This is a genomic window from Flavobacterium procerum (genome assembly GCF_042431625.1).
In the GTDB taxonomy this organism is placed as follows: Bacteria; Bacteroidota; Bacteroidia; order Flavobacteriales; family Flavobacteriaceae; genus Flavobacterium; species Flavobacterium procerum.
The window spans coordinates 157,441-179,788 of the sequence record NZ_JBHLYW010000007.1 but is presented as its reverse complement, the minus strand read 5'-3'; the positions used below and the strand labels follow the sequence as shown (position 1 = coordinate 179,788).

At 32.2% G+C, this 22,348-nt stretch carries 29 protein-coding genes; all 29 read left to right on the top strand.

Annotated features, from left to right (window positions below; translation table 11 throughout):
- Positions 1-99 precede the first annotated feature (99 nt).
- On the top strand, positions 100-1,554 hold the full coding sequence (locus ACFFLS_RS06370) for a glutamate synthase subunit beta (RefSeq protein ID WP_379685700.1): 1,455 nt from the start codon (positions 100-102) through the stop codon (positions 1,552-1,554).
- A gap of 757 nt (positions 1,555-2,311) precedes the next feature.
- Positions 2,312-3,589 (top strand): diaminopimelate decarboxylase, encoded by a 1,278-nt coding sequence (lysA, locus tag ACFFLS_RS06365; RefSeq protein ID WP_379686378.1) that lies wholly within the window; start codon positions 2,312-2,314, stop codon positions 3,587-3,589.
- A gap of 231 nt (positions 3,590-3,820) precedes the next feature.
- A complete protein-coding gene (gene dgt / locus ACFFLS_RS06360; protein WP_379686376.1) occupies positions 3,821-5,194 on the top strand; it encodes a dGTP triphosphohydrolase in 1,374 nt (457 codons plus the stop codon).
- Between the two features lie 130 nt (positions 5,195-5,324).
- On the top strand, positions 5,325-6,236 hold the full coding sequence (locus tag ACFFLS_RS06355) for a hypothetical protein (RefSeq protein WP_379685699.1): 912 nt from the start codon (positions 5,325-5,327) through the stop codon (positions 6,234-6,236).
- Positions 6,237-6,661: 425 nt separating this feature from the next.
- The gene (locus ACFFLS_RS06350) at positions 6,662-7,609 is read left to right on the top strand and encodes a phosphatase PAP2 family protein (RefSeq protein ID WP_379685698.1); all 948 of its coding nucleotides are present in this window, start codon (positions 6,662-6,664) and stop codon (positions 7,607-7,609) included.
- Between the two features lie 182 nt (positions 7,610-7,791).
- Positions 7,792-8,604, top strand: coding sequence for a hypothetical protein (locus ACFFLS_RS06345; protein ID WP_379685697.1), 813 nt, complete (start codon positions 7,792-7,794; stop codon positions 8,602-8,604).
- A gap of 38 nt (positions 8,605-8,642) precedes the next feature.
- Complete coding sequence (locus ACFFLS_RS06340; RefSeq protein WP_379685696.1) at positions 8,643-9,092, top strand: hypothetical protein; 450 nt, start codon at positions 8,643-8,645, stop codon at positions 9,090-9,092.
- A 60-nt stretch (positions 9,093-9,152) separates the two neighbouring features.
- Positions 9,153-9,683, top strand: a complete 531-nt coding sequence (locus ACFFLS_RS06335; protein ID WP_379685695.1) for a hypothetical protein — start codon at positions 9,153-9,155, stop codon at positions 9,681-9,683.
- 82 nt (positions 9,684-9,765) lie between these two features.
- On the top strand, positions 9,766-10,128 hold the full coding sequence (locus tag ACFFLS_RS06330) for a hypothetical protein (protein WP_379685694.1): 363 nt from the start codon (positions 9,766-9,768) through the stop codon (positions 10,126-10,128).
- A complete protein-coding gene (locus ACFFLS_RS06325; RefSeq protein WP_379685693.1) occupies positions 10,125-10,757 on the top strand; it encodes a hypothetical protein in 633 nt (210 codons plus the stop codon). The genes ACFFLS_RS06330 and ACFFLS_RS06325 overlap by 4 nt, the downstream gene beginning before the upstream one ends.
- An 8-nt stretch (positions 10,758-10,765) precedes the next feature.
- The gene (locus ACFFLS_RS06320) at positions 10,766-11,230 is read left to right on the top strand and encodes a hypothetical protein (RefSeq protein WP_379685692.1); all 465 of its coding nucleotides are present in this window, start codon (positions 10,766-10,768) and stop codon (positions 11,228-11,230) included.
- Positions 11,231-11,251: 21 nt separating this feature from the next.
- A complete protein-coding gene (locus ACFFLS_RS06315; protein WP_379685691.1) occupies positions 11,252-12,157 on the top strand; it encodes a hypothetical protein in 906 nt (301 codons plus the stop codon).
- Positions 12,158-12,167: 10 nt separating this feature from the next.
- A complete protein-coding gene (locus tag ACFFLS_RS06310) occupies positions 12,168-12,581 on the top strand; it encodes a hypothetical protein (protein WP_379685690.1) in 414 nt (137 codons plus the stop codon).
- Positions 12,574-12,984 (top strand): hypothetical protein, encoded by a 411-nt coding sequence (locus ACFFLS_RS06305; protein ID WP_379685689.1) that lies wholly within the window; start codon positions 12,574-12,576, stop codon positions 12,982-12,984. Before ACFFLS_RS06310 ends, ACFFLS_RS06305 begins: the two co-directional genes overlap by 8 nt.
- The gene (locus ACFFLS_RS06300) at positions 12,981-13,466 is read left to right on the top strand and encodes a hypothetical protein (protein ID WP_379685688.1); all 486 of its coding nucleotides are present in this window, start codon (positions 12,981-12,983) and stop codon (positions 13,464-13,466) included. Before ACFFLS_RS06305 ends, ACFFLS_RS06300 begins: the two co-directional genes overlap by 4 nt.
- Positions 13,467-13,536: 70 nt before the next feature.
- A complete protein-coding gene (locus ACFFLS_RS06295) occupies positions 13,537-14,094 on the top strand; it encodes a hypothetical protein (protein ID WP_379685687.1) in 558 nt (185 codons plus the stop codon).
- A 30-nt stretch (positions 14,095-14,124) separates the two neighbouring features.
- Positions 14,125-14,592 carry a DinB family protein gene (locus ACFFLS_RS06290; RefSeq protein WP_379685686.1) on the top strand — a complete coding sequence of 156 codons (468 nt, stop codon included), beginning with the start codon at positions 14,125-14,127 and terminating at the stop codon, positions 14,590-14,592.
- 91 nt (positions 14,593-14,683) lie between these two features.
- Positions 14,684-15,049 carry a hypothetical protein gene (locus ACFFLS_RS06285; protein WP_379685685.1) on the top strand — a complete coding sequence of 122 codons (366 nt, stop codon included), beginning with the start codon at positions 14,684-14,686 and terminating at the stop codon, positions 15,047-15,049.
- Between the two features lie 30 nt (positions 15,050-15,079).
- On the top strand, positions 15,080-15,808 hold the full coding sequence (locus tag ACFFLS_RS06280) for a hypothetical protein (RefSeq protein WP_379685684.1): 729 nt from the start codon (positions 15,080-15,082) through the stop codon (positions 15,806-15,808).
- 200 nt (positions 15,809-16,008) lie between these two features.
- Complete coding sequence (locus ACFFLS_RS06275; protein ID WP_379685683.1) at positions 16,009-17,193, top strand: hypothetical protein; 1,185 nt, start codon at positions 16,009-16,011, stop codon at positions 17,191-17,193.
- Between the two features lie 253 nt (positions 17,194-17,446).
- Positions 17,447-17,773, top strand: coding sequence for an ArsR/SmtB family transcription factor (locus tag ACFFLS_RS06270; protein WP_379685682.1), 327 nt, complete (start codon positions 17,447-17,449; stop codon positions 17,771-17,773).
- Positions 17,763-18,266 (top strand): SRPBCC family protein, encoded by a 504-nt coding sequence (locus tag ACFFLS_RS06265; RefSeq protein ID WP_379685681.1) that lies wholly within the window; start codon positions 17,763-17,765, stop codon positions 18,264-18,266. The genes ACFFLS_RS06270 and ACFFLS_RS06265 overlap by 11 nt, the downstream gene beginning before the upstream one ends.
- A 30-nt stretch (positions 18,267-18,296) precedes the next feature.
- The gene (locus tag ACFFLS_RS06260) at positions 18,297-18,800 is read left to right on the top strand and encodes an SRPBCC family protein (RefSeq protein ID WP_379685680.1); all 504 of its coding nucleotides are present in this window, start codon (positions 18,297-18,299) and stop codon (positions 18,798-18,800) included.
- A gap of 130 nt (positions 18,801-18,930) precedes the next feature.
- A complete protein-coding gene (locus ACFFLS_RS06255; protein ID WP_379685679.1) occupies positions 18,931-19,797 on the top strand; it encodes an alpha/beta hydrolase in 867 nt (288 codons plus the stop codon).
- 54 nt (positions 19,798-19,851) lie between these two features.
- A complete protein-coding gene (locus ACFFLS_RS06250; protein ID WP_379685678.1) occupies positions 19,852-20,370 on the top strand; it encodes a hypothetical protein in 519 nt (172 codons plus the stop codon).
- Between the two features lie 492 nt (positions 20,371-20,862).
- Entirely contained in the window at positions 20,863-21,072 is a 210-nt protein-coding gene (locus ACFFLS_RS06245; RefSeq protein WP_379685677.1) for a hypothetical protein, read from the top strand.
- 31 nt (positions 21,073-21,103) lie between these two features.
- The gene (locus tag ACFFLS_RS06240) at positions 21,104-21,463 is read left to right on the top strand and encodes a hypothetical protein (RefSeq protein ID WP_379685676.1); all 360 of its coding nucleotides are present in this window, start codon (positions 21,104-21,106) and stop codon (positions 21,461-21,463) included.
- A gap of 153 nt (positions 21,464-21,616) precedes the next feature.
- The gene (locus tag ACFFLS_RS06235) at positions 21,617-21,913 is read left to right on the top strand and encodes a hypothetical protein (protein ID WP_379689247.1); all 297 of its coding nucleotides are present in this window, start codon (positions 21,617-21,619) and stop codon (positions 21,911-21,913) included.
- Positions 21,914-22,218: 305 nt separating this feature from the next.
- Entirely contained in the window at positions 22,219-22,344 is a 126-nt protein-coding gene (locus ACFFLS_RS06230) for a hypothetical protein (protein WP_379685674.1), read from the top strand.
- The last annotated feature ends 4 nt before the right edge of the window (positions 22,345-22,348 follow it).

Below are 22,348 nucleotides of genomic sequence, written 5' to 3'. Positions count from 1 at the left end.
CCAAATTCCAATGTCAATATCAATGGCAATGTCGTCCTGAGCGAAGTCGAAGGATTGGAATTTGGAATTTAAAGAAATTGGAATTTAATTTTAAAAGTCATGGGTAAAATAGGCGGATTTAAAGAATATAACAGAGCCGATGAAAGTAATTTAGCAGTAGCAGAACGTGTTTCGAACTACAACGAATTTACTATTCCGGTACCAAAAGATAAATTAAAAGAACAAGGATCAAGATGTATGGACTGTGGAATTCCTTTTTGCCACAGTGGTTGTCCGTTAGGAAATTTAATTCCTGACTTCAATGACATGGTGCATCAGGAAGAATGGCAGAGCGCATTAGAGATTTTACAATCTACTAATAACTTCCCTGAATTTACAGGTCGTTTATGCCCTGCTCCATGTGAGAAATCATGTGTATTAGGAATCATCAAAGATCCGGTTTCTATTGAAAACATCGAGAAAAGCATCATCGAAAGAGGTTTCGCTGAAGGATGGATCAAACCGCAGCCGCCAAAAACAAGAACTGGTAAAACAGTTGCCGTTATTGGTTCAGGACCTGCAGGTCTTGCAGCAGCGCAGCAATTAAACAGAGCGGGTCACACGGTAACTGTTTTTGAAAGAGACAATGCCATTGGAGGTTTATTACGTTACGGAATTCCTAATTTCAAATTAGAAAAAGGAATTATTGACCGTCGTGTAGTTGTTCTTGAAGCAGAAGGAATCACTTTCAAAACGAATGTAAACGTTGGAGTTAACTTCAGCGTAGAAGAATTAAACGCATTTGATTCTATCGTTTTATGCGGTGGAGCAACTGAAAGAAGAAGCTTGCCAACTAAAGGAATCGAAAGCAAAGGCGTTGTTCAGGCAATGGATTTCTTAACACAGCAAACTAAAGTTTTATTTGGAGAATCAATTCCAGACCAAGTTAAAGCTACTGGAAAAGATGTAATCGTTATTGGTGGTGGAGATACAGGCTCTGACTGTATTGGTACTTCAAACAGACACGGAGCTAAATCGGTAACTAACTTTGAGATTTTACCAAAACCTCCAGTTGGAAGAAGCGAATCAACTCCATGGCCTTTCTGGCCGTTGCAGTTAAAAACATCTTCTTCTCACGAAGAAGGATGCGACAGAAACTGGTTAATCAATACCAAAGAATTCATTTCTAACGATAAAGGCGAATTAACTGGACTAAAAACCGTTGAAGTAGCTTGGAAAATGACTCCAGGTCAGCGTCCAGAATTAATCGAAAAAGAAGGTTCTGAGAAAATCTGGCCTTGCGATTTAGCTTTATTGGCTCTTGGATTTACAGGCCCGGAGAAAACATTAAGCGAGCAGTTAGGAATCGAAACTGATATGAGAAGCAACTACAAAGCGCATAACTATCAAACAAACGTTCCTCACATTTTCACTGCTGGTGATATGAGAAGAGGACAATCATTAATTGTGTGGGCTATTTCAGAAGGTCGCGAAGCAGCAAGAGAAGTAGATTTATTCCTTATGGGATCTACAAACTTGCCTACTAAAGGAAAAGGAGATTTACCGAGCTTATAAATTTAAGACTCTAAGTCGCTAAGATTCTGAGATACTAAGATTTTTTCTTAGCATTTTATTAAATCTTTATTCCGATAAACAACATAACTACTAACAAACCCTTGAATTTATATTCAGGGGTTTTGTTTTTTGCCACAGATTATATGGATTAAATGTTTTTTTTTGCTCAGCCACAAATTACACAAATTTCCACAAATTTTTATTTGCTGGTCGATTTCTATTTCAAATATAGCCCATGGTTTCAACCCCGGGAACGCAATATATGATTACGCCCAATTCATAACGTTTCCCGTGGTTTCAACCACGGGCTATGTTTTGAGCATTTTGCGAAAAAATATAATTCGTGAAAATTCGTGTAATTTGTGGCTAAAAAAAATATTTTGAAGCATCACAATTGGCATTTTAATAAACATAATTCCCGCTTTCGGCTATATCTCTCCGTTTCACTACGAGGATACCGCCTCAAACGAAGTTCACTGAACACAAATTAAAATATATTTTTAGTGAAGTAATCGGGGCTAAATCCAAACATTTGGCTTCTTTTAAAAAAATTGGAATAAAAAAAAATCCATTTAATCTGTGCAATCTGTGGCAAAAAATTCAAAACAGCATTTATAAACTATTGAAATTCGGGGCTAAAAAACTTTGTATCTTTGTATCTCTGTCCCTTTGCACCCACTAATACGTTACAAAATTCGAAAACAAGCAACTTTTTGTTTAAAAACAAACAATTTGTTACAATTTGTTATTTTTCTGCATTTTATTTGCTGGTAATCAAAAGTGTAATAACTTTGCCCAAAATGATTTAAAAATGCAAGCAAAAGATTTACTGCAGTTAGCAGACCAATTTGGAAGTCCATTGTATGTTTACGATGCCGAAAAAATCCAATCTCAGTACAACAGATTAACTAAAGCTTTCTCTAAGGTAGAAAACTTAAGAGTTAATTACGCCATGAAGGCATTGTCTAACGTTGCGATTCTTCAGTTATTAAAGAACATGGGGTCTGGTTTAGATACTGTATCAATTCAGGAAGTTCAGTTAGGACTTCATGCTGGCTATGAACCCGAAAGAATTTTCTTTACACCAAACGGCGTTTCTTTAGAAGAAATCGAAGAAGTTGCCGCAATGGGTGTACAAATCAATATCGACAATTTATCTATTCTAGAGCAATTCGGAACAAAACATCCACACATTCCGGTATGTATTCGTATCAATCCACACGTAATGGCGGGCGGAAATGCTAATATTTCTGTTGGACATATCGATAGTAAATTCGGAATTTCTGTTCACCAGATTCCACATATCTTGCGAATTGTTGAAAATACAAAAATGAGTATTGTTGGAATTCACATGCACACAGGATCTGATATTTTAGATATCGAAGTATTCTTGTACGCTGCTGAAATCTTGTTTGATACCGCTAAACATTTCAAAGATTTACAATTCTTAGATTTCGGAAGCGGATTCAAAGTTCCTTACAAAAAAGACGATATCGAAACAGATATCGAAGAATTAGGTAAAAAATTATCTAAAAGATTCAACGCATTCTGTACAGAATACGGCAGAGATTTAACCTTGATTTTCGAACCAGGAAAATTCTTGGTGAGCGAAGCAGGTCATTTCTTAGTAAAAGTAAACGTAGTAAAACAAACAACCTCAACAGTTTTTGCTGGAGTTGACAGTGGTTTCAACCACTTAATTCGTCCAATGTTGTACGGATCTTCACACCATATTGAAAACATTTCTAATCCAAAAGGAAAAGAGCGTTTTTACTCCGTTGTAGGATACATTTGCGAAACCGATACATTCGCAAACAACCGTAGAATTCAAGAAATTACTGAAGGAGACATTTTATCTTTTAGAAATGCTGGAGCATATTGTTTCTCCATGTCTTCGAACTACAATTCAAGATACAAACCAGCCGAAGTTTTATGGATGAACGGTCAAGGAATCTTAATTCGCCAAGCCGAAACTTTCGAAGATTTACTTAAAAATCAAATTCCGTTGCCACAAGAAGTTGCTGCTGCGGTTTAACAATAGAAAAAAAAGGAATATCACCGAAGTCCCGTTTCTTAATTGAGGCGGGATTTTTTTTGTTTAGATTCAAAATCCCATTTCAATAATTACTTTTCCTATCCTTTCACAAAAGGCTCTTATACAAAAGACATTTTTAATAATAAAAATATTATATTTGAAAATATATAACAAAATTACTTGTTTGAAAACCAAAACTTTATCAAAATAAAAAAACTTTAACATATGGAAATGACTTGGAATAATTGTTTTTCTTCCAAAAGATTTGGTATGGAAAACACATTAGGAGATGTAAGAACTGAATATGAAAGAGATTGGGATAGAATTATTTTTTCAAGTCCATTTCGCAGACTTCAGAACAAAACTCAAGTTTTTCCACTTCCTGAAGAAATTTTTGTTCATAATAGATTAACTCATTCTTTAGAGGTTGCTAGTGTTGGCAGATCATTAGGTAAAATAATTGGCAAAAAAATATCAGATCTTGAGAATGTAAAAAATGATGATAAAGCTAGGGCATTTTACAGAAATAGTCTTAAAAATGTTATTGCTTCAGCTTGTCTAGCTCATGATTTAGGTAATCCTGCTTTTGGACATTCAGGAGAGGAAGCTATCTCAAAATACTTCATGAAAAGAGATACGGAAAACCCTGAAGACATTAAATTTAAAAGTAACTTTTCAGATGCCGAATGGCAAGATCTCATAACTTTTGAAGGAAATGCAAATGCCTTGAGAGTATTAACAATGCAGCAACATGATAGAAATAAAGGAGGATTTAGGCTTACATACAGTACAATTGGATCAATTTTAAAATATCCTTGTGAATCACTAGCTTCGGATAAAAAAATATTACACAGAAAAAAATACGGTTTTTTCAAAATTGATGAAAAGGTTTTTTTAGATATTGTTAATGAATTAAATATGATCCCTGACAATGTTGAATCTCGAATCACATACAAAAGACATCCTTTTGTATATCTTGTTGAAGCGGCTGATGACATCTCATATAATATAATTGATTTTGAAGATGCACATAGATTAGGAATTTTGACATACAACGAGGTAAAGGAAACTTTTCTGGAAATCATTAAACAAAATCCAAATGACGATATAACATGGGTCGAAGAACAAGCTAAAACTTTGGAAGGAGATCCTAATGAATCAATAGCTTACTTAAGAGCTAAATCAATCAATACACTAATTTACAAGTGTGCTGATGTTTTCTGGAAAAACAAAGGAAAAATTCTAAAAGGTGTATATGAAAAAAGTTTGATAAATGATATACCCGAAGTTCAATCAATTATGTCAAAAATTGAAAAAATTTCAACAGAAAAAATCTATAATGCTAGAAAAGTTGTCAAGCTAGAAATTGCCGGATTTAGAATTATGTCTGGATTGGTTGAAGACTTTGTATCTGCTGCATTAGCTCCTAAAGAAACAAGAGATAAAGAGCAAAAAAAAGTTCTTGAACTATTACCAAAACAATTTTCATTTGATGAATCTAGCACTCCATATATAAAAGTTATGCATATCATAGATTTTATATCAGGCATGACTGATATTTTTGCCTTGAAGTTATATAGAAATTTAAGAGGTATTGAAATTTAGCAATTTATAGCTGAATGTGAATGTAAACCAGCTAAAACAACCTAAATAATACACTTTAACAATTTAGAGTTATCCTTTTTAAATTGAAAAAATTGAGATCGAAAAGTATAATAATTATCGAGATATAAAAATGCAACCAAATAAAAAAATTTCTCCTCAAGCTATTTTATCATTACAAGAAGCATTATCTGTTATTTTTTGGAGAAAAGAAGATTTACAACAATTTATAAAACTAACTCTTGATGATACTCTAATAATTGGTACTATAAATTGGACTCTAACTAAAAGAGAAATTGTTAAAGAACTACTTAATAGGATGACAAATCGTTTAGATCTATTTGAGAATGATCTTATGAATTTAATTTTAGCTGTTACGGATTTTAATGATTTTAGTAACCTAAAATATTGGGACGATGATGGTTCCAAAACTAAAAAAGCTAAAGAAGCCGTAAATAACTTAAGAAATTATTCAAAAGGCTTTATTCAAATAACCAAAGAACAAGAAGAGGCTAAAGAGAGAAAAGCAAAAGCTGACCAATCAACGAAAAAAGCCTTATCCTTGGAAAACGAACTATATAAATTAAAGGAAGAATTTAATAAAATAGCTATAAATAAAAATTTTCAGCAACGCGGTTTTCAATTTGAAAAATTTCTTTACAGTTTATTTCTGCTCTTCGATCTTGATCCAAAAGGTTCTTTCAAAATAAATGGAGAGCAAATTGATGGTGCATTTACATTTCAAAATACAGACTATTTACTTGAAGCAAAGTGGGCAATTGAGGTTAATCGAAGTGATTTAGCTACTTTTTGTTTCAAAGTACAAACCAAATTAAAAAACACTGTAGGCTTATTAATTTCTATAGACGGTGTAACTTCTGAAGCAATTTGCTCAGATTTTAAATCAATCATTATAATGGACGGAATTGACTTACTTGCAATTTTAGATAATAGAATTAGTCTACATGATTTGCTGTTTAAAAAAAGAAGAAAAGCAAGTGAAACAGGAAACATCTATGTTAACTTTAATGATTTATTTAAATAAATATTGTTTTGAAATCTAAAAATTGCTAGCACGAGCGAGACGCTCGTGCTAGCTGAGGAAATATATATTTAATCCCGTTTCTTTATTGAAACGAGGATTTTTTTGTGTTTGTTTCTCAAAGATTCTGCAGATTCATTTCGCATATTTTGTGAAGCCAAGCAAAGTCGAATTCCACTCAAAGTTTAAAAATTAGAATTTAAAAAATATGGGCATCTCTCTTCGGGCCGTGCTTTCAGCAGAATTAGGTTTTGGAGTGAATTTTGTCTTTTGTAATACCATTATTCTTATTCATAATTAAAAACACTCAAGCTGTAAAATATTTTTTATTATATTTATAAAACAACTTTAACGATTTGATTTTTAAAGCCTTGACAAAGTTTTTCCGAAACACATGTCAAATAAATACAATTCAAAATTGTTTTATTATGAAATACCACACTACAATTCTTTTGAGTATATTTTCAATTCCGTGCTTTTCTCAGCATGACAGTTTAAATATAAAACATGATAGTCTAAAGGTAAAAAAACAGAATCGATTCAAAGTAGCTGGTTCTGTAATTGGAGACAGTTTTCTTAGTGTTCCGGGTGATTTTTCGGCAATGGGACATACCCTATCAAGCGACTGGAAAAGAACAGCTCTTTATACCGCAGGAATAATTGGCTTAATAGCTATTGACAAACAAACCACTGGCTTTCTCCATGATAAGATAGAACCCAATATTGATTATAGTTTACCAGAAATTAAAAGTACAATACCTCATGTAATTGGAACCGACTCTTACATTGTTTACCCCATTATTGGGCTATATGCAGGTTCATTAATTATTAACAACGAAAAAGGCCAAGTTGTGGCTGTTAATGCGGCTAAATCTTTAGCCTATTCTTATGTTATAACTCAAATCGTTTTAAAAACGATGACATCAAGAAACAGGCCTCAAAGAAAAATAAATGATGACAAACCAGTCGTAGAGCCCTGGACAAAAAATCCATGGGATTTTGGAAACTACGACAATATTCACTTTGGACATGGTGGAACTGGTACTTCATTTCCTTCTTTTCATGCAACCTCCTATTTTGCTGTTGCAAAAGTATTCCAAATGGAGTACAATAACTATTGGATACCTTACACCTTTGTAACAGTAGTATTTCTATCAGATATAAAAAGTCATGAACATTGGGTTTCAGACTTATTGGTAGGTGGATTAGTAGGTACAATAATTGGTCGCTCTATAGTGATCAGCAGTCGCAAACAAAGAACAAAAAATGAATCTAATGCTTTCAATTATAATCCTAAAAAGGTTAAAATGCACAAACAATTAATTCCTCAAATTTCAAATTCTATGGTTGGATTCCATTTTATTGGAACTTTTTAGACTCTGAATGACTGCAATTTTTCCTGTTCCCAAAAGTTGAGGAACTTGTAGGATAAGCTTGAGATGGGAATGAAAAACAACTTCTAACAATAAAAATTTTACAAAAGCATAAATATTTTAAGATTTTGTGCTTTTTTTGTAAAGCGAAATCAAAAAAAATCATTTTAAACAAAAAAATCTTAATGAAATTATTTAAAGTTTTATTTATTGCCCTTATCACAACTTCCTGCTCTAGTGAAGATTCTACTGAAATCAATTTTGAAAACAAATCTCCGGTCACAGAAATAAATCCTTATATATATGATTCCGGTTTATCAAATGGATTAAAAATGGCTTTTGAATATGACTCAAATAAAAGACTTATTAAAAAAAATGGCGGATTTGTAGCTCCTATTCCTATTATTGGTTTTGGAGGATTTTATAGCAACGATGTTTATACCATTCTTACCTACAATGGTAAAAATATCACTATCGAAAATTTTTCTAATTCTCCTGATTTTAGCATCCCAAAAGATACAAGAATATTAACTCTGAACGCTTCAAACAAAATTGAAACCCGAGAAATTCCTAATTTGTCTTATAACTATCAATCGAAAAAGCAAACTTTTACCTATAGCGAAAATAAACTTGTAAAAATAGTCACAACTTTTCCAAATAGGCATTACGATGCGACAGATCCTACACACTATATTTTGACGAATGTAGAACAGTTTTACTACGATTTAAATGGTAATTTGACAAAAGCTGAATATTTAGAACAACATAATGGTATAGATAAAGGTGAAAAAATTATACGAACATTTGAAGATTATGACAAAGCTGAAAATCCATTACAGGATTTTCAATTACTAGACGAATTTTTTTACCGTTCACTTTCAAAAAACAATTTTAGAAAATATAGTGAAAGTCAATATCGTAATGATGATTTAATTTATACAAGTATAGTAATTTGGACTTTTAATTATGAATTAAACGGAAAGATTATAATAAAATAAAAACCTACTTTTAGCCTTCCAAATCAAACCCAAAATCAATGAAAATTACAATTACCCTATCAACACTATTCCTACTATTTACAACAAACTTGTTCAGCCAAACCCTAGCCGATTTAAAACTTAAACCAAAAGAAATTCCGAAAGGCTACATAGCTAGCGATGGTAATATTTGCATTACGCCGCAAGTTTGCACTTTTTACAACGATATTGAAACCTATAGCAACATTGTCGGAAAAGTAAAAAGCAAAGCAATTCAGAATTTTAAACGTAAAGGCGACAGTGGCTCTATTATGTATTTTGAATTTGAGCACACTTTTAAAGGCGATCGATTCCTGCAAGGACTGCTTTGGGGAAAAGACGGCCAACCTACTGACGAACATCCGGAAGAATATATTGCAAATGGAAAATTCTTGATAATATGGAACTTGCATGCTGATAGTCTGTTGAAAGAAAAATCAGAGGCTAAAGCTGCAAATCTTTTACAATAAAAAAAGAACCAGAATACTTAATTCTCTAACTTTCAAAAACTTTAGATGTATAAATTAAGCATGAAAAAAACACTTTTTATACTTATATCTCTTTTAGCAATAAGCTGTAGCAATGACGACGATAGTCCAAAAACCGATAAAACTTCTATCAGTTTAGTTACCGGTGTTACTTTTAGAGATACTGCAGATGATACAGGATTACAGTTAGGAAATCCAAACAGTTTAGCAAATCAAAGGTTTGTACTTTATCCTAACCCTGCAAATGAATTTACCTATATTTTAGCAGAACAAAATGTGACAGATGTATGGTTTGTATCTGCAAAAGCAGAAAAAATTTATCAGGATTTTAACTTCAGTACTGTTTTAAATAGCAATTTATATAGCGAGCAAACTATAATTTTAAGATCAGCCCTTTCGCTTAGCGGATTATCTACAAGTAATCCTAGGTTAAATACTAGCACTCTTGCAGAAGGGTACTATAAAGTATTTATTAAAAGTGGAGGTGTAATTTATTGGGATAATTTATATAAATACGACTCAGAAAATCACGATGAAGCGCATATGAATGCAATTAAGAATTTTTGGAAATAGTTTCAAAATTATTCTAACGACATTTTAAGACATTAAGTAGTATGTTCATATGAAAAAAAAGTATAATACTAAACAATATCAAATGAAACCACAAATACGAATCCTGCTTTATTCAACATTGTTTTTCTTGTATATCATTTCAACATTTCTTCTGTTGCCCATACGTCAGAAATTAGAAACCGATTTATACATAACGTTAGGCTGTGGTTTTGGGCTTTTGAATATCATTTATGCATTTGCTGTATTACGATGGAAACCGCTCCTTAATATAATTTGTTCGTTTATAATTGCGTCTTTAGCCTTGTTTATGGCTGTAAAATTTTCAGATTTACATTTATTCTCCAATTATGATCCTTACGATATAAAAACAGCCATTTTCTCTAACGCTCTGTTTTCAGTTATTTTTTGGGAAATTGTATATCAAATCAAAAAAAGAAAAGCATGAAATTAAAACTTTCATTCCTTATCGTCTTTCTTTTGATGATTTCCTGTAATGAAAAAACGGAGAAGCAAACTGAAGTTTTAAATAAGGTTCCTGAAAAAGAAACCGTTCAAAAAACAGAATTTCAGGCAAAAAAAACATCAAAATTCGATTTTGAAAAATTTACAATTGAAAAAGGAAAAATCGGCAACATTACAATTGGAATGACAATGAATGAAGCTGAAACGTTTTTAAAAAATCTCAACAAAACCGAAGCCGAAGCTTATGATTTCGGATTTGACGGTGGCGGAAAAGCGTATCTGTATTCTTTTGAAGGTGAATTTGTTCTGGCTCTTATTCCGAAAAGAGATGCTGATGAAATTCTAGCGATTGTTGCTTTAAGCGAAAATCTGAAAACCATTAACGGATTGCACCCTAAATCTTCCATTCAGGGAATCAAAAAACTATATCCTAAAATTCAAATCAATCAAAATCTGATGATGGGATGGGAAGACATTTATGATGAAAAAAATGACTGGGAATTTGTTTTTATGACTACAGAAGAAAATAGAATAGGAACTTATAATGATTTTGAAACTCCGTCTGTACCAAAAAAAATGAATGCAAAATCAGAATGGATTACAATCCGATAACAAAAATTATGGCAAGTTGTTTTATCATTTACAAAGATGGAAGATGTTTCTCTAAAAGATGGTCTGGATATGACGAAATCATCAAAATTGCAATTAAAGAACTTCTTCTTCTTGACGACGGAAAAGAGCTTGCAGACTGGCTCGAATTACAGATTCCTATTTTAGAGAAAGAAATAGAAAATGACAGTTGTTATGGATTTTATAATGAAAGAACCAACGATTTTATAAACCGCCATTTGGATACTAGAAGCTTAACGGAAGAAAATCAGAACCTTTTCTGGAAAGCGATTCAAAATGGAAGAATTCGATTCATAAATGAAGGAACTGCCTATTCTCCATTAGATTTTGATTATTTCGAAAGGTTTTACAAAATGTTTGAACTTGCCGAGAATAACGAACCTCCAATGGAATTTAATGATTGGAGTAAAATCGCAAATTCCTGCACAGAGAAAAATGGCCCAGGCTGGAAATAACTAATCTCAAAAAAAATAGACATGAAAAAACTCTTTTTTATACTGCCTTTTTTATTGTTGTTTCAGACAGCGTATTGCGATGTTATACCTCCAAATTCGCATAGAGTTGGAAAATGCGTTAAAATAACCAATATAAAAGATTTTCCAGATTATAGGATTGTACTCTTTTCGTTGGATGCGATGGAAGGAAGAAACGAATCTTCGCTTGTTAATCCGTATGATTGTATTAAAAGAGTTTACAGATACAATCGTCCTTACATAGTCGCTGCCAAAAAAAGTTATTTAGAAGGAAAAGTATTAGACAGCATCGATTGGCTTCACGATAAAAATGTACTCCAATCGAACATTGACGTTGACACTTACGAAGCAATCGTAAGCAATGATACGGCAGTTGCTGCTGTTGAAGAGTATTACAAAATCATAACCATTACCCAAACCGAATTAATACTTTACAAATATAAAGAGATTGTCAATTTTAATGATGGAAGTCCTATCTCTGTTAAAACCTATCCGAGGATTGAAACAAAAATAAATAATGGTCAAATTGACGGGATTTATCCAAGTAGAATGGTACTGGATTTTTTGACTGCTTTACTGCTGACCATTTTTATCGAAACACTTATTTTATTCCTATTATTTAAAACGAAATACAAGAATTTAAACATCCAAAAACAGCAATTACTTTTTACGGGAATCATCGCTTCGTTCCTGACGTTGCCGTATGTTTGGTTTGTTTTTCCGGCGTTTATTCATTCTCAATTTCCATATATAATCACCAGCGAAGTATTTGCAGTAATGATCGAATCTGTAATTATTTGTAAATTATTGAAAATAGAATACAAAAAAGCATTTTGGATTTCTTTGCTTTGTAATGTAATTTCGTTTTCGATAGGATTAATGATGAATTACGGAATCAGTATGATTTAAAATTAAAAAAATGAATATTTACATATTTGGAAACGGAAACATCAGTTTTGATGATTTTAGAAAACACTACGAAACCGTTATTCTAAAATATTTTGATCAGAATGATGTCAACTTTTTAGTCTGCGATTTTAAAGGCACAGATACTTTGGCAATGGAACTTTTAAAATGCAATACGCCAAATGTTTCTGTTTTTCATATTGGCGAAAGACCAAGATATATGGTCGATAAATTTAAAACAAAAGCCGGAAGCTGGAAAATTATTGGCGGTTTCGAAAATGATGAACAAAGAGATGCGGCTGTAATCGAAAACTGCACTCATTTTATTGCCGTTGATTTTAATTCGGACCAGAAACGAAAAAGCGGTACACAGAAAAACATAGAAAGATGCGAACAATTAGGAAAAATCAGATTGAAAAATGAGTAAAATTTACAAATACAGTTTTATAGTATATCGTGCTTTTTTATTGGCACTGATTCCGTTATTTCTTGTTGGGCGTTTTTTAGTAGGTGCTGCAGGACATACGCCACAGTCCACAACAGAGGATTATTTTGTATTCGGGCTTGTCGCTTTAACCTCATTCTTGATGCTTGTCTACATCAATACGATTTCGCATAAAAATACAATCCGAATCTGCATTATGATTATAAATGTATTGAGTATTTTGTTTTTACTTTATACATTAATTGGTATTTGGAAGTTTTATCAAAATCACGAAAATCAAAGTGGAGAAGAAATTCCACTCACAATAATGTTTTTTTTAATCGTATTAAATAGCATTATTTTTTATGGCCTGCTGAAAAACAAAATACAAACCAAATCAAAATGAACCGAACAGAAGCCTCAATGAATGCGGCAGAAGTTAAAATCGTAAAACATAAAAACATCAAATCAATGCTTTTTTTGTTTGTTTTTACTGCGATTACTTCTTTTTTACTATGGCTTTTAATTACTGATTCATTTTCGCTAATTACGACCATACTTACGACTGCTTTTGTAATTATTACTATAGTACTTTTTATAGATATTGTCAAAAAATTGAACATTGCAAAAAAAGATATTGAACAACGAATTAAAGTAACCGATCAATTTACAGTAATCAAAAAATACCATAGCAAAAGCAACAACAGTTACTCCTATTATATTGATTTTAATTCGGAAGATATTAAAAATTATGAAATCACGAAAAAAGCCTTTGATCCTATAAATGTTGGCGATACAATCGAAATCGAATATACCAAATATGCTTTCTGGATACTTAAAATTGAACATAATGGCGTTAATATAGAAAATAAGTCGAGAATTCAATAAATCGGCATGATTCCGTAAGTAATTATCTATATTTATGGTCTCAAAATTTTTATCAGCCAAAATCATTTCTATGAAAACTAAAATTCTACTTGCATTATCTTTAATTACTATTTCTTGCAAAAAAGAAACAAGTACAGAAGTCGAAACTGCCAAAATTATTTCAAAAGATACACTAGAAGTTAACGAAAAAGAAAAGCCTGAAACACCAAAAACAGATACCATTGCGCTTTCGACAAAACATAAAACCAACAAGATTCTATGCGATCTTGACGGAGATAATCTGGATGAAACTGTAGAAATATTCAGAAGTACAAAAAATCAAAAAAGCGGCCTGAGAATTACGTATGGAAACGGGAAAAAAACCGATTATCTTGGTTTTGGAAATGATATTCTCCTGCAAGGTTTTGATGAAATTGACTGGGTTGGCATTTTTGAAAAAGCACCAAAAAATGAAGTTTACTTTAATAATGTAAATGAAGAAGGTGAAATTATCGGCGAAGAAGATATTAAAGAAGAAGATAAAATAAAACTTCAAAATGATGGTATCTTTATTCACGCTGATGAAAGCTGCGGCGGAGGGGTTATTTATCTGAAAAATGGCAAATACGAATGGATTCAGCAGGAATAAAATTATGATCACTTCTAACTTATTCTGAATATGAAAAGTACCACAGAAATTGCAAATCGTTTTAGAGAAATTATCCTAAACGGAACCTGGGTTGCCAATACCAATTACAAAGATCAGCTCGAAAATTTGGATTGGAAAATTGCGGTAACTCCTATTCAAAATCTCAATACTATTGCAGTTCTGGCACAACATATTCATTATTATATTGACGGAATAAATACCGTTTTTAAAGGAGGCGCATTAGACATAAAGGATAAATTCAGTTTTGACTTTCCTCCTATTTCTTCGCAGGAAGAATGGGGAAATTTTCTAACCAAATTTTGGAACAGTGCTGAAGAATTTGCCAATTTAGTTGAACAAATGCCAGACGAAAAACTCGAAGAAGGTTTTGTAGACGAAAAATATGGCTCTTACAGAAGAAATATTGACTGTATGATTGAGCACAGTTATTATCATTTAGGACAAATTGTGTTGATTAAAAAACTGTTGCTTAATTAAAGTAATCCAAATTGCAGGCTGAATTTAATATCATTTTGTATTCTAAAATAAAAAAAATCGTACATTTATTTAGAACTTTAATCCACTCAAAATGAAAAAATTACTCTTAGTTTTCGTTATTCTTCTTGGCTTAACAGCATCTGCACAAACTTCAAAAGAACTCATTGGGAAATGGCAATTAGTGAAGTGGACCAAGAATGGAAAAGAAAAAGACATTCAGAAACATTTTAAGACCGATCAGGTTTTTCAGGTTTTTAAAGAAAATGGCGATTTTGAAAGCGTTATCGGAAATGAATCGCACAAAGCAAAATGGAAACTTTCTCAAGACAATTCTGAGTTAACTATAATTTCTGTAATACTTCCCGTTACCTTCAAAATAGATTATTTTGATAGTCAAAAACGTATAATAACAACTCCTCAAGTTGGAACTTTTGAGTATAAAAAAATACCTGATTAATCTTTAAAATAACTACACCAAATCTCTAAAATGAAATATCCTCTTTTATGCCTTGTAGCTCTTGTTTTATTTTCCTGTAAAAAAGAAGAAAAAAAAGAAGTCCAAATTCCACAAAAAGAAGTTCAGGCAAATGTAGAAACTGATGAAAACGCTCCAGATGTGCCAGATACTTTAAAAATAAAGTACGACGAACATAAAAACCTATTTACTATTTTAACCATTTTGCCCGACAGTAGCTTTTCTAGCTGGGAATGGCCAAAAAACGACCGAATCGAATTGGTAAATAAAGTAAAGAAAAACAATTATATAGTCGCTACCCGTTTTTTATGGAAGTACTCCTTAATTACTCCCAATGCGCTCCAAATTGCGGTAGTAGACGGATCTTGGGTTTTGTCTATCTATAAAGTTAAAACGAATAATTATATTGTACTAGCAGAAAATAGAGTTGGAGACGGCAGCACTTTTCGTGCTTTTGAATATGAAAACGGCCAACTTACCGCTATCCCATTCAACGATTTATTTGATCATTCTACAACCGAGTTGTTAATTGATCCAGACGATGAAAAATGCATGGAATATTTTAACGATAACCGACTTCTATTTGATTACTCCTATATTGGCACCAAAAAGATAAAAGTACACAATTATTATCTAGAAGAATACAAGGATTGTTTTAAAGGAAATACAATGAATTATGAATTTGACCCAGCTGCTAAAATGTTCAAGTTGATAAATATTGAGTTTTCTTCTGAAAAATAGACTTCCTTTTATAGCCCCGATTGAAGCGGAAATCCTTTTGTGGCCTCGTTTCTTTAACGAGGCCACAAAAGATTGCAGCGGAAAGCGGGACTGCGCGCGATTATGAAAATGATAGTTGCTGCTTCTTAAAATAAATTTGGAAAAAGGCATAGTTGTTGAATGTTAAAAAAGATATATTTACACCTTCAAAACTGAGTCTTATGCAAAAAATTACTTTACTGTTTTCTCTATTTTTTCTTGCTGTTTCCTGCGGTGTCAAAACTACGCAGTCTTTGCTGAGCGACGGAAATTATGATGCCGCTATTGAACGTTCTGTAGAAGCCTTGCGAACCAAAAAAGATTCAAAAGGAAAACAGGAGTACGTGTATATGCTCGAAGAAGCTTTTGCGAAAGCCAAAGAACGTGATTTGAGAAATATTGATATGATGGAAAAAGAGCAGAATAAGGCAAACTTAAAAAGCATTTTTAATACCTATCTGCAGCTCAACAACCGTCAAGAAAAAATACGTCCGATATTGCCACTTCGTTTATTAAAGCAAGGAAGAGAGGCTGTTTTTGTCTTCGATAATTATTCGGATCAGATTGTAAAGAGTAAAAATGCTTTTGCAAAATATTTGTATGAGAATGCTCAGGCACTTTTAAAATCAAAAAACAAACTTGATTTCAGAAAAGCCTATGACGATTTAGCTTATTTGGAAAATCTGAGTCCAAATTACAAAGACGCCAAAAAACTGATGGAGAGCGCACTGGCAAAAGGAACCGACTATGTAGACGTTTATGCAACCAACCAAACCGATTTGGTGATTCCGAGAATGCTACAGGAAGATTTATTGGATTTTAAAACCTACGGACTAAACGACAAATGGACGGTTTATCATAGCGCTAGACAAAAAAACATAGTTTACGATTACAGCCTGATCATCAATTTTGTGCAAATCGCTATTTCTCCAGAACAAATTAAAGAACGTGAGTTTATTAAAGAAAAACAGATAAAAGATGGTGAAAAAACGCTTTTGGACAGTCGTGGCAAACCCGTAAAAGATAGTTCAGGAAAAGAAATAAAAGTCGACAATTACAAAACATTACGTGCCAATGTCTACGAGTCAAGACAGTTTAAATCGTGTTTTGTATCTGCAAAAGTCGATTATGTAGATTTGAAAACCAATCAGCTTGTGCAGACTTTTCCGGTAACGAGCGAATATGTTTTCGAAAATATTTATTCGACCTATAAAGGAGACCGAAGCGCCTGCGACCAAGATTATATGGGATATTTCAGTAAAGGCTCGGTTGCTTTCCCAAACAACGAACAAATGATTTTTGATACAGGAGAAGATTTAAAAGCCAAACTCAAAAGTATTATTGTTCAAAATCAGATTAGGCGATAAAAATACCAAATCCCATTTGTAGAGAAGCAAATGGGATTTTTTTTGGGCGTGTCCCTCCGGGTCGGGCTATCCGCTACAAGTCCTCGCCTTCCTCCGTCAGGCTGTGGGCTTTCCGCTTCTATCCCTCACGCATTCAACACCATAAGTTCGAGTTGTTTTCATTACGTTAAAAAAAAAAATCATAAAAAATTGAAACGCAACCAAAAAGTTGCTTATATTTGCAACCTATTGGTTGCGTAATTAGTTAAAAAAAATGAAGCGAGATATTTTTCAGGCAATAGCCGATCCGACCCGAAGAGCAATTCTTGTGCTAATTTCGTCAAGCGCATTAACACCAAATGCGATTGCCGAAAAATTTGACACTACAAGACAGGCGGTTTCTAAACACATTAAAATTTTGAGTGAATGTGATTTACTGGAAGAAAAAAAAATGGGAAGGGAAATTTACTACCAATTAAAAATTGATAAAATGAAAGAAATTGATCAATGGCTAGAACAGTTTAAAAAGATTTGGGAACAGCGTTTTAGTCAATTGGATCAGGTATTATTAAACTTAAAATCTAAAGAAAATGGGAAATAATCTTGTAATGAATTTTTCGGTTGATAAAGAAAATAAAAAGGTGAACATCACACGCGAATTTGATGCACCGCTTTCAGATGTTTGGTCGGCATGGACAAGACAAGAAATTCTTGATCAATGGTGGGCGCCGGCTCCGTTTAAATCGGAAACTAAAATAATGGAATTTAAAGAAGGAGGAAAAAGACTTTACACTATGGTTGGCCCAGATGGTCAGAAACGTTGGAGTTGTTTTGAATACAGTTCGATTTCTCCGAAAACAAATTTTAAACATTCGACCACTTTTTGCGATGCCGAGGGAAATCCGAATTCAGAGTTTGGAAGTTCTTATTGGGATATCAGCTTTATTGAAAAAGGTGATTTGACTCTAGTTGATATCACAATTAAACGTGATAGTTTGGAAGAATTGGAAAAAATTATAGAAATGGGCTTTAAAGAAGGAATCACAGCAACGATGGAAAGTCTAGATAAAATTTTTGAAGACAAAAAGAAATAAAGTTTGTAACGAACCTAAAATAATAAGACTATGAAAAATAATCTTTTAATGGATTTTACTGTAAACAAAGAAACAAGTACGGTACATGTAAAACGTGAATTTAATGCTGGTCTTTCGGCAGTTTGGTCAGCTTGGACAGAACAGGAAATTTTAGACCAGTGGTGGGCACCCGCTCCCTGGAAATCACGAACCAAAAGCATGGATTTTAAAGAAGGCGGACGCAGATTGTATGCAATGGTAGGTCCTGAAGGTGAAGAACATTGGGCTTTGGCCGATTTTACATCAATCAGTCCAAAGACAAATTTTAAATGGCTGGATGCTTTCTGCGACAGCGAAGGAAATATAAACAATGAATTTCCGCGTTCTGACTGGGATGTAAATTTCTCTGAAAAAGACGGTTCTACCTTTGTAGACGTTATAATTAAACATGAAAAATTATCTGATTTGGAAATGACAATTCAGATGGGTTTCAAAGAAGGTTTTACCATTGCATTGGAAGGTTTGGATGCTATTTTTGCAGAAAAATCAAAATAAAAATCAATTTTAGAAAATACATAATCCCGTTTCAAATGAAGCGGGATTTTTTTGCGATTACCAAACAAATCAGAAGTCAAACGTAATTAAATTCGTATTTTCGTTTCATAATCGCTTTTACTCAAATTAAATGAATCGTTTACTTGCCTTTACCTTTTTATTCCTCACTTCATCTTTACTTTTCAGCCAAAAGAAAACTAAAACCACAGAAACTGCCAAACCATTTGTATTGGGTCTTATAGAAGAAATTCAATCAAAAGAATTAGGAGAAAATAGAATTCTAAACATTTATCTTCCAGAAGGATACAATCCTACTGAAAACATAAAATATCCTGTTATATATTTATTGGATGGTTCTGCCAACGAAGATTTTATTCATATCACTGGTTTAGTTCAGTTTAATAGTTTCGAATGGATAAATCAGGTTCCTAAATCAATTGTAGTGGGTATTGCAACGGTAGATAGAAAAAGAGATTTTACATTTCCGACAACCGTTCAAAACGATAAAAAACGTTTTCCGACAACAGGACATTCTGATAAATTTATCGCTTTTATAGAAAAAGAATTACTGCCTTTTATCAATAATAAATTCAAAACATCAGAGTCTAAAACTATCATCGGACAATCTTTGGGAGGATTGTTAGAAACTGAAATTTTATTAAAAAACCCTTCACTTTTTAACAAGTATGTTATTGTTAGTCCAAGTTTATGGTGGGACAATGGCTCTTTGCTAAATCTGGATTCGAAAATCCTGCAGGAAAACTTTGAACAGCCAACCGAAATCTATATCGCAGTTGGAAAAGAAGGATTGACTCCAACTGAAATTCCGAGAGTTATGGAAGTAGATGCAAATTTATTAGTCGAAAAAATAAAAGCATCAAAAAGCAAAAACATTAAAGTCTATTTTGATTATTTTCCAGAAGAAAATCACGGATCAATTCTGCATCCTGCAGTTGGAAACGCTTTCAAATTCTTTTATCCAATAATTAGAAAATAGCATAAATTGCCCCATCTATCATTCAATTGTATACTATAAATTCTCTTATTCTATATGCTAAAAAAACTACTTCCTTTTGAACACTTAGTCTACCATTCTTCATTAAACAGACAAGAACTTACAACACATCTTCAGAACGAAATCGAGCCTGAAAAATCATTTAGTTTTGGATTCAATAATTCTTATTCAAAACCTTATCTCGGAAAAATTTACGATTACAGATTCGAAATCAAAAAAAATATAACTTATAGAAATTCTTTTTTACCACTTATAACAGGAGAAATCAGAGAAGATATAAATGGCACTAAGATAAATGTAAAAATGCAGTTGCACTCTTTTGTAAAAGTGTTTATGATTGTTTGGCTTGGTGGTGTTTCTCTAGCATTATTAGGAGTGATTTTTAGTGTTCTATTTAGTAATGAGTCAATATTTGAAGCGCTTCCTGGATTGTTAATTCCGTTGGGAATGTTGCTTTTTGGTACTGCAATGGTTTCATTTGGATTTAAGGCAGAAAGCAAAAAAAGCATTCAAGATTTAGAGCAAATTTTACAGGCAAAAATAATTTCGCAATAATCTAAAACTGACCTAGAAAACCTTGCGACATTAACTCAAGTACTTCTACAACTTATGGTGGAAAAGAAATAGAACACTCATTCAAATTATTTTTAAACACTATGCGATTAATATCAAAACCTATGAAATATGAATCGGTCGAATGGATTACAGACCACTATATTGAAAAAAAAAATATTAAAAATCCATCTAAAGTATTGTTAGAAGTTGAAGAAAATAAAGAAGTATGTGTTGAAAGTAAGCGATGTTTATGACTTTTTCATAATGAACATTTCTACTGAAAATCTAATTCTTATTGAAAATACTTATTCAATTTCCGCAAAGGCAAAAAAAGAGATAATTCTTACATTAAAATACTCAAAAGCAAGCTTGGTGTGTGTGTGTGTGTTGTCATTCTTTTCACATATACAATACCTTACAAAAGAAATCTTTAAAATACATTTGTAGTATCGAACAAAACAAAAGTAATTAACTTTAAATTAAAAAAAAATTATGGAAGATATAGAAATAATTGCTGAAGTAGAGAATGATATCACTATTCCCAGAAGCAGAAAATTTTCTACTAACTTGAGCAATGTATTTGTGTACAATATTGAAGGTGAAATTGATGATGCAACAAGACAATCAATTACAAATACAATTGAGGCACACGGCGGAAGAAATGGTTTTAGAGCAATAGTTACTTTTAATGTAGTATTATAAATACTACCAAACACTCAATAAATTATAAGATATGACTATAAACTATTGTATTACAGGAACAATTAAAAGCAAGGCAACAGACTTTTTACTAATCATTGATATAATTGAAATTGCAGGTAGTGAAACATTCTATTCAACAAATTTGTATACAATCGTCTTATACAAGGGAACACCACAGAAAACACTTTTTGTTGAAAATATTCTATCGAAAGATAAAATTAACAGCCAGGAAGAACTGACTACTTTTTTTTATTGTTTATTAGAAATAGAAAAATTTAATATTGATGAAGACATTAAATTTATATCTGGATTCTATTTTGATAGCATACCAACTAGAGAAGTATTTCTGGAACTGGAACATTACATTAGTACAGGCTCAACGAAAATATAAATCAAATAAGAAGAATCATTATCAAATCTGATTATCAATGCTGTTCTAATAAAACAGATATTGTTAAAAGAAGTCCACTTCCATCTAAATTATAGTAATGAAGGACATTTGAAATATCAGCAGTTATTCTTTTTAACTTTACAAAAAAAGACTATGAAGTACTTATTAAAGGGTTGGGCAAATGAAGAATACAATGACTATCATTTTTTCATTGAAGATGTTTCTAAAGATGGGTTAATTGTAGAGTATAACACTAGAATTACAAAATTTAACAAAACTGTCTTAGAAGATGAAATTTTATACGCCGTTACAGCAACAACTTATGATAATGCTGTAAAAGGTATGATAGCATTTTGCAACCAGCAAAACATTAATTTTCACCAAATAGTACTAGGCCGAGTTTTAACCAAGCCTTATGTAGCAAATGATTTTGAATACTATGCAAAGTAACCATTTATTTTTCTAGTATAGCTTTCACCTTTTGTACTGTATCAAGACTGACATCCGCAATGCTGGCAATCTTTCTATAAGATAACCCAAGGGTTTCTTTACCGCTTTTACCACGCTTTTATATTTATTCAACACTTCTTCACTTGCAAAAGAACGTTTAACCCTGCCCTTAAATTTCCTTTGTGCAATAGCAATTTTAATTCCTTGTGACTGAAGCTTTTTACTAACTTCCCTTTAAATTTGACTCACATTGGCAAGCACGTCACTAATCATTTTAGATGTTAAGTTCCTGAACTTCATTTTGGATGCAGAAAAACTATGGCGACCCAACTTTAAAAAAAGTATTAACAGAATACGAAACCAAAAATTTATCTCAAATCGAAATTGATAACTTAAAAACTATGAAATGGTGGCTAAAACTAGAATCTTAATTTG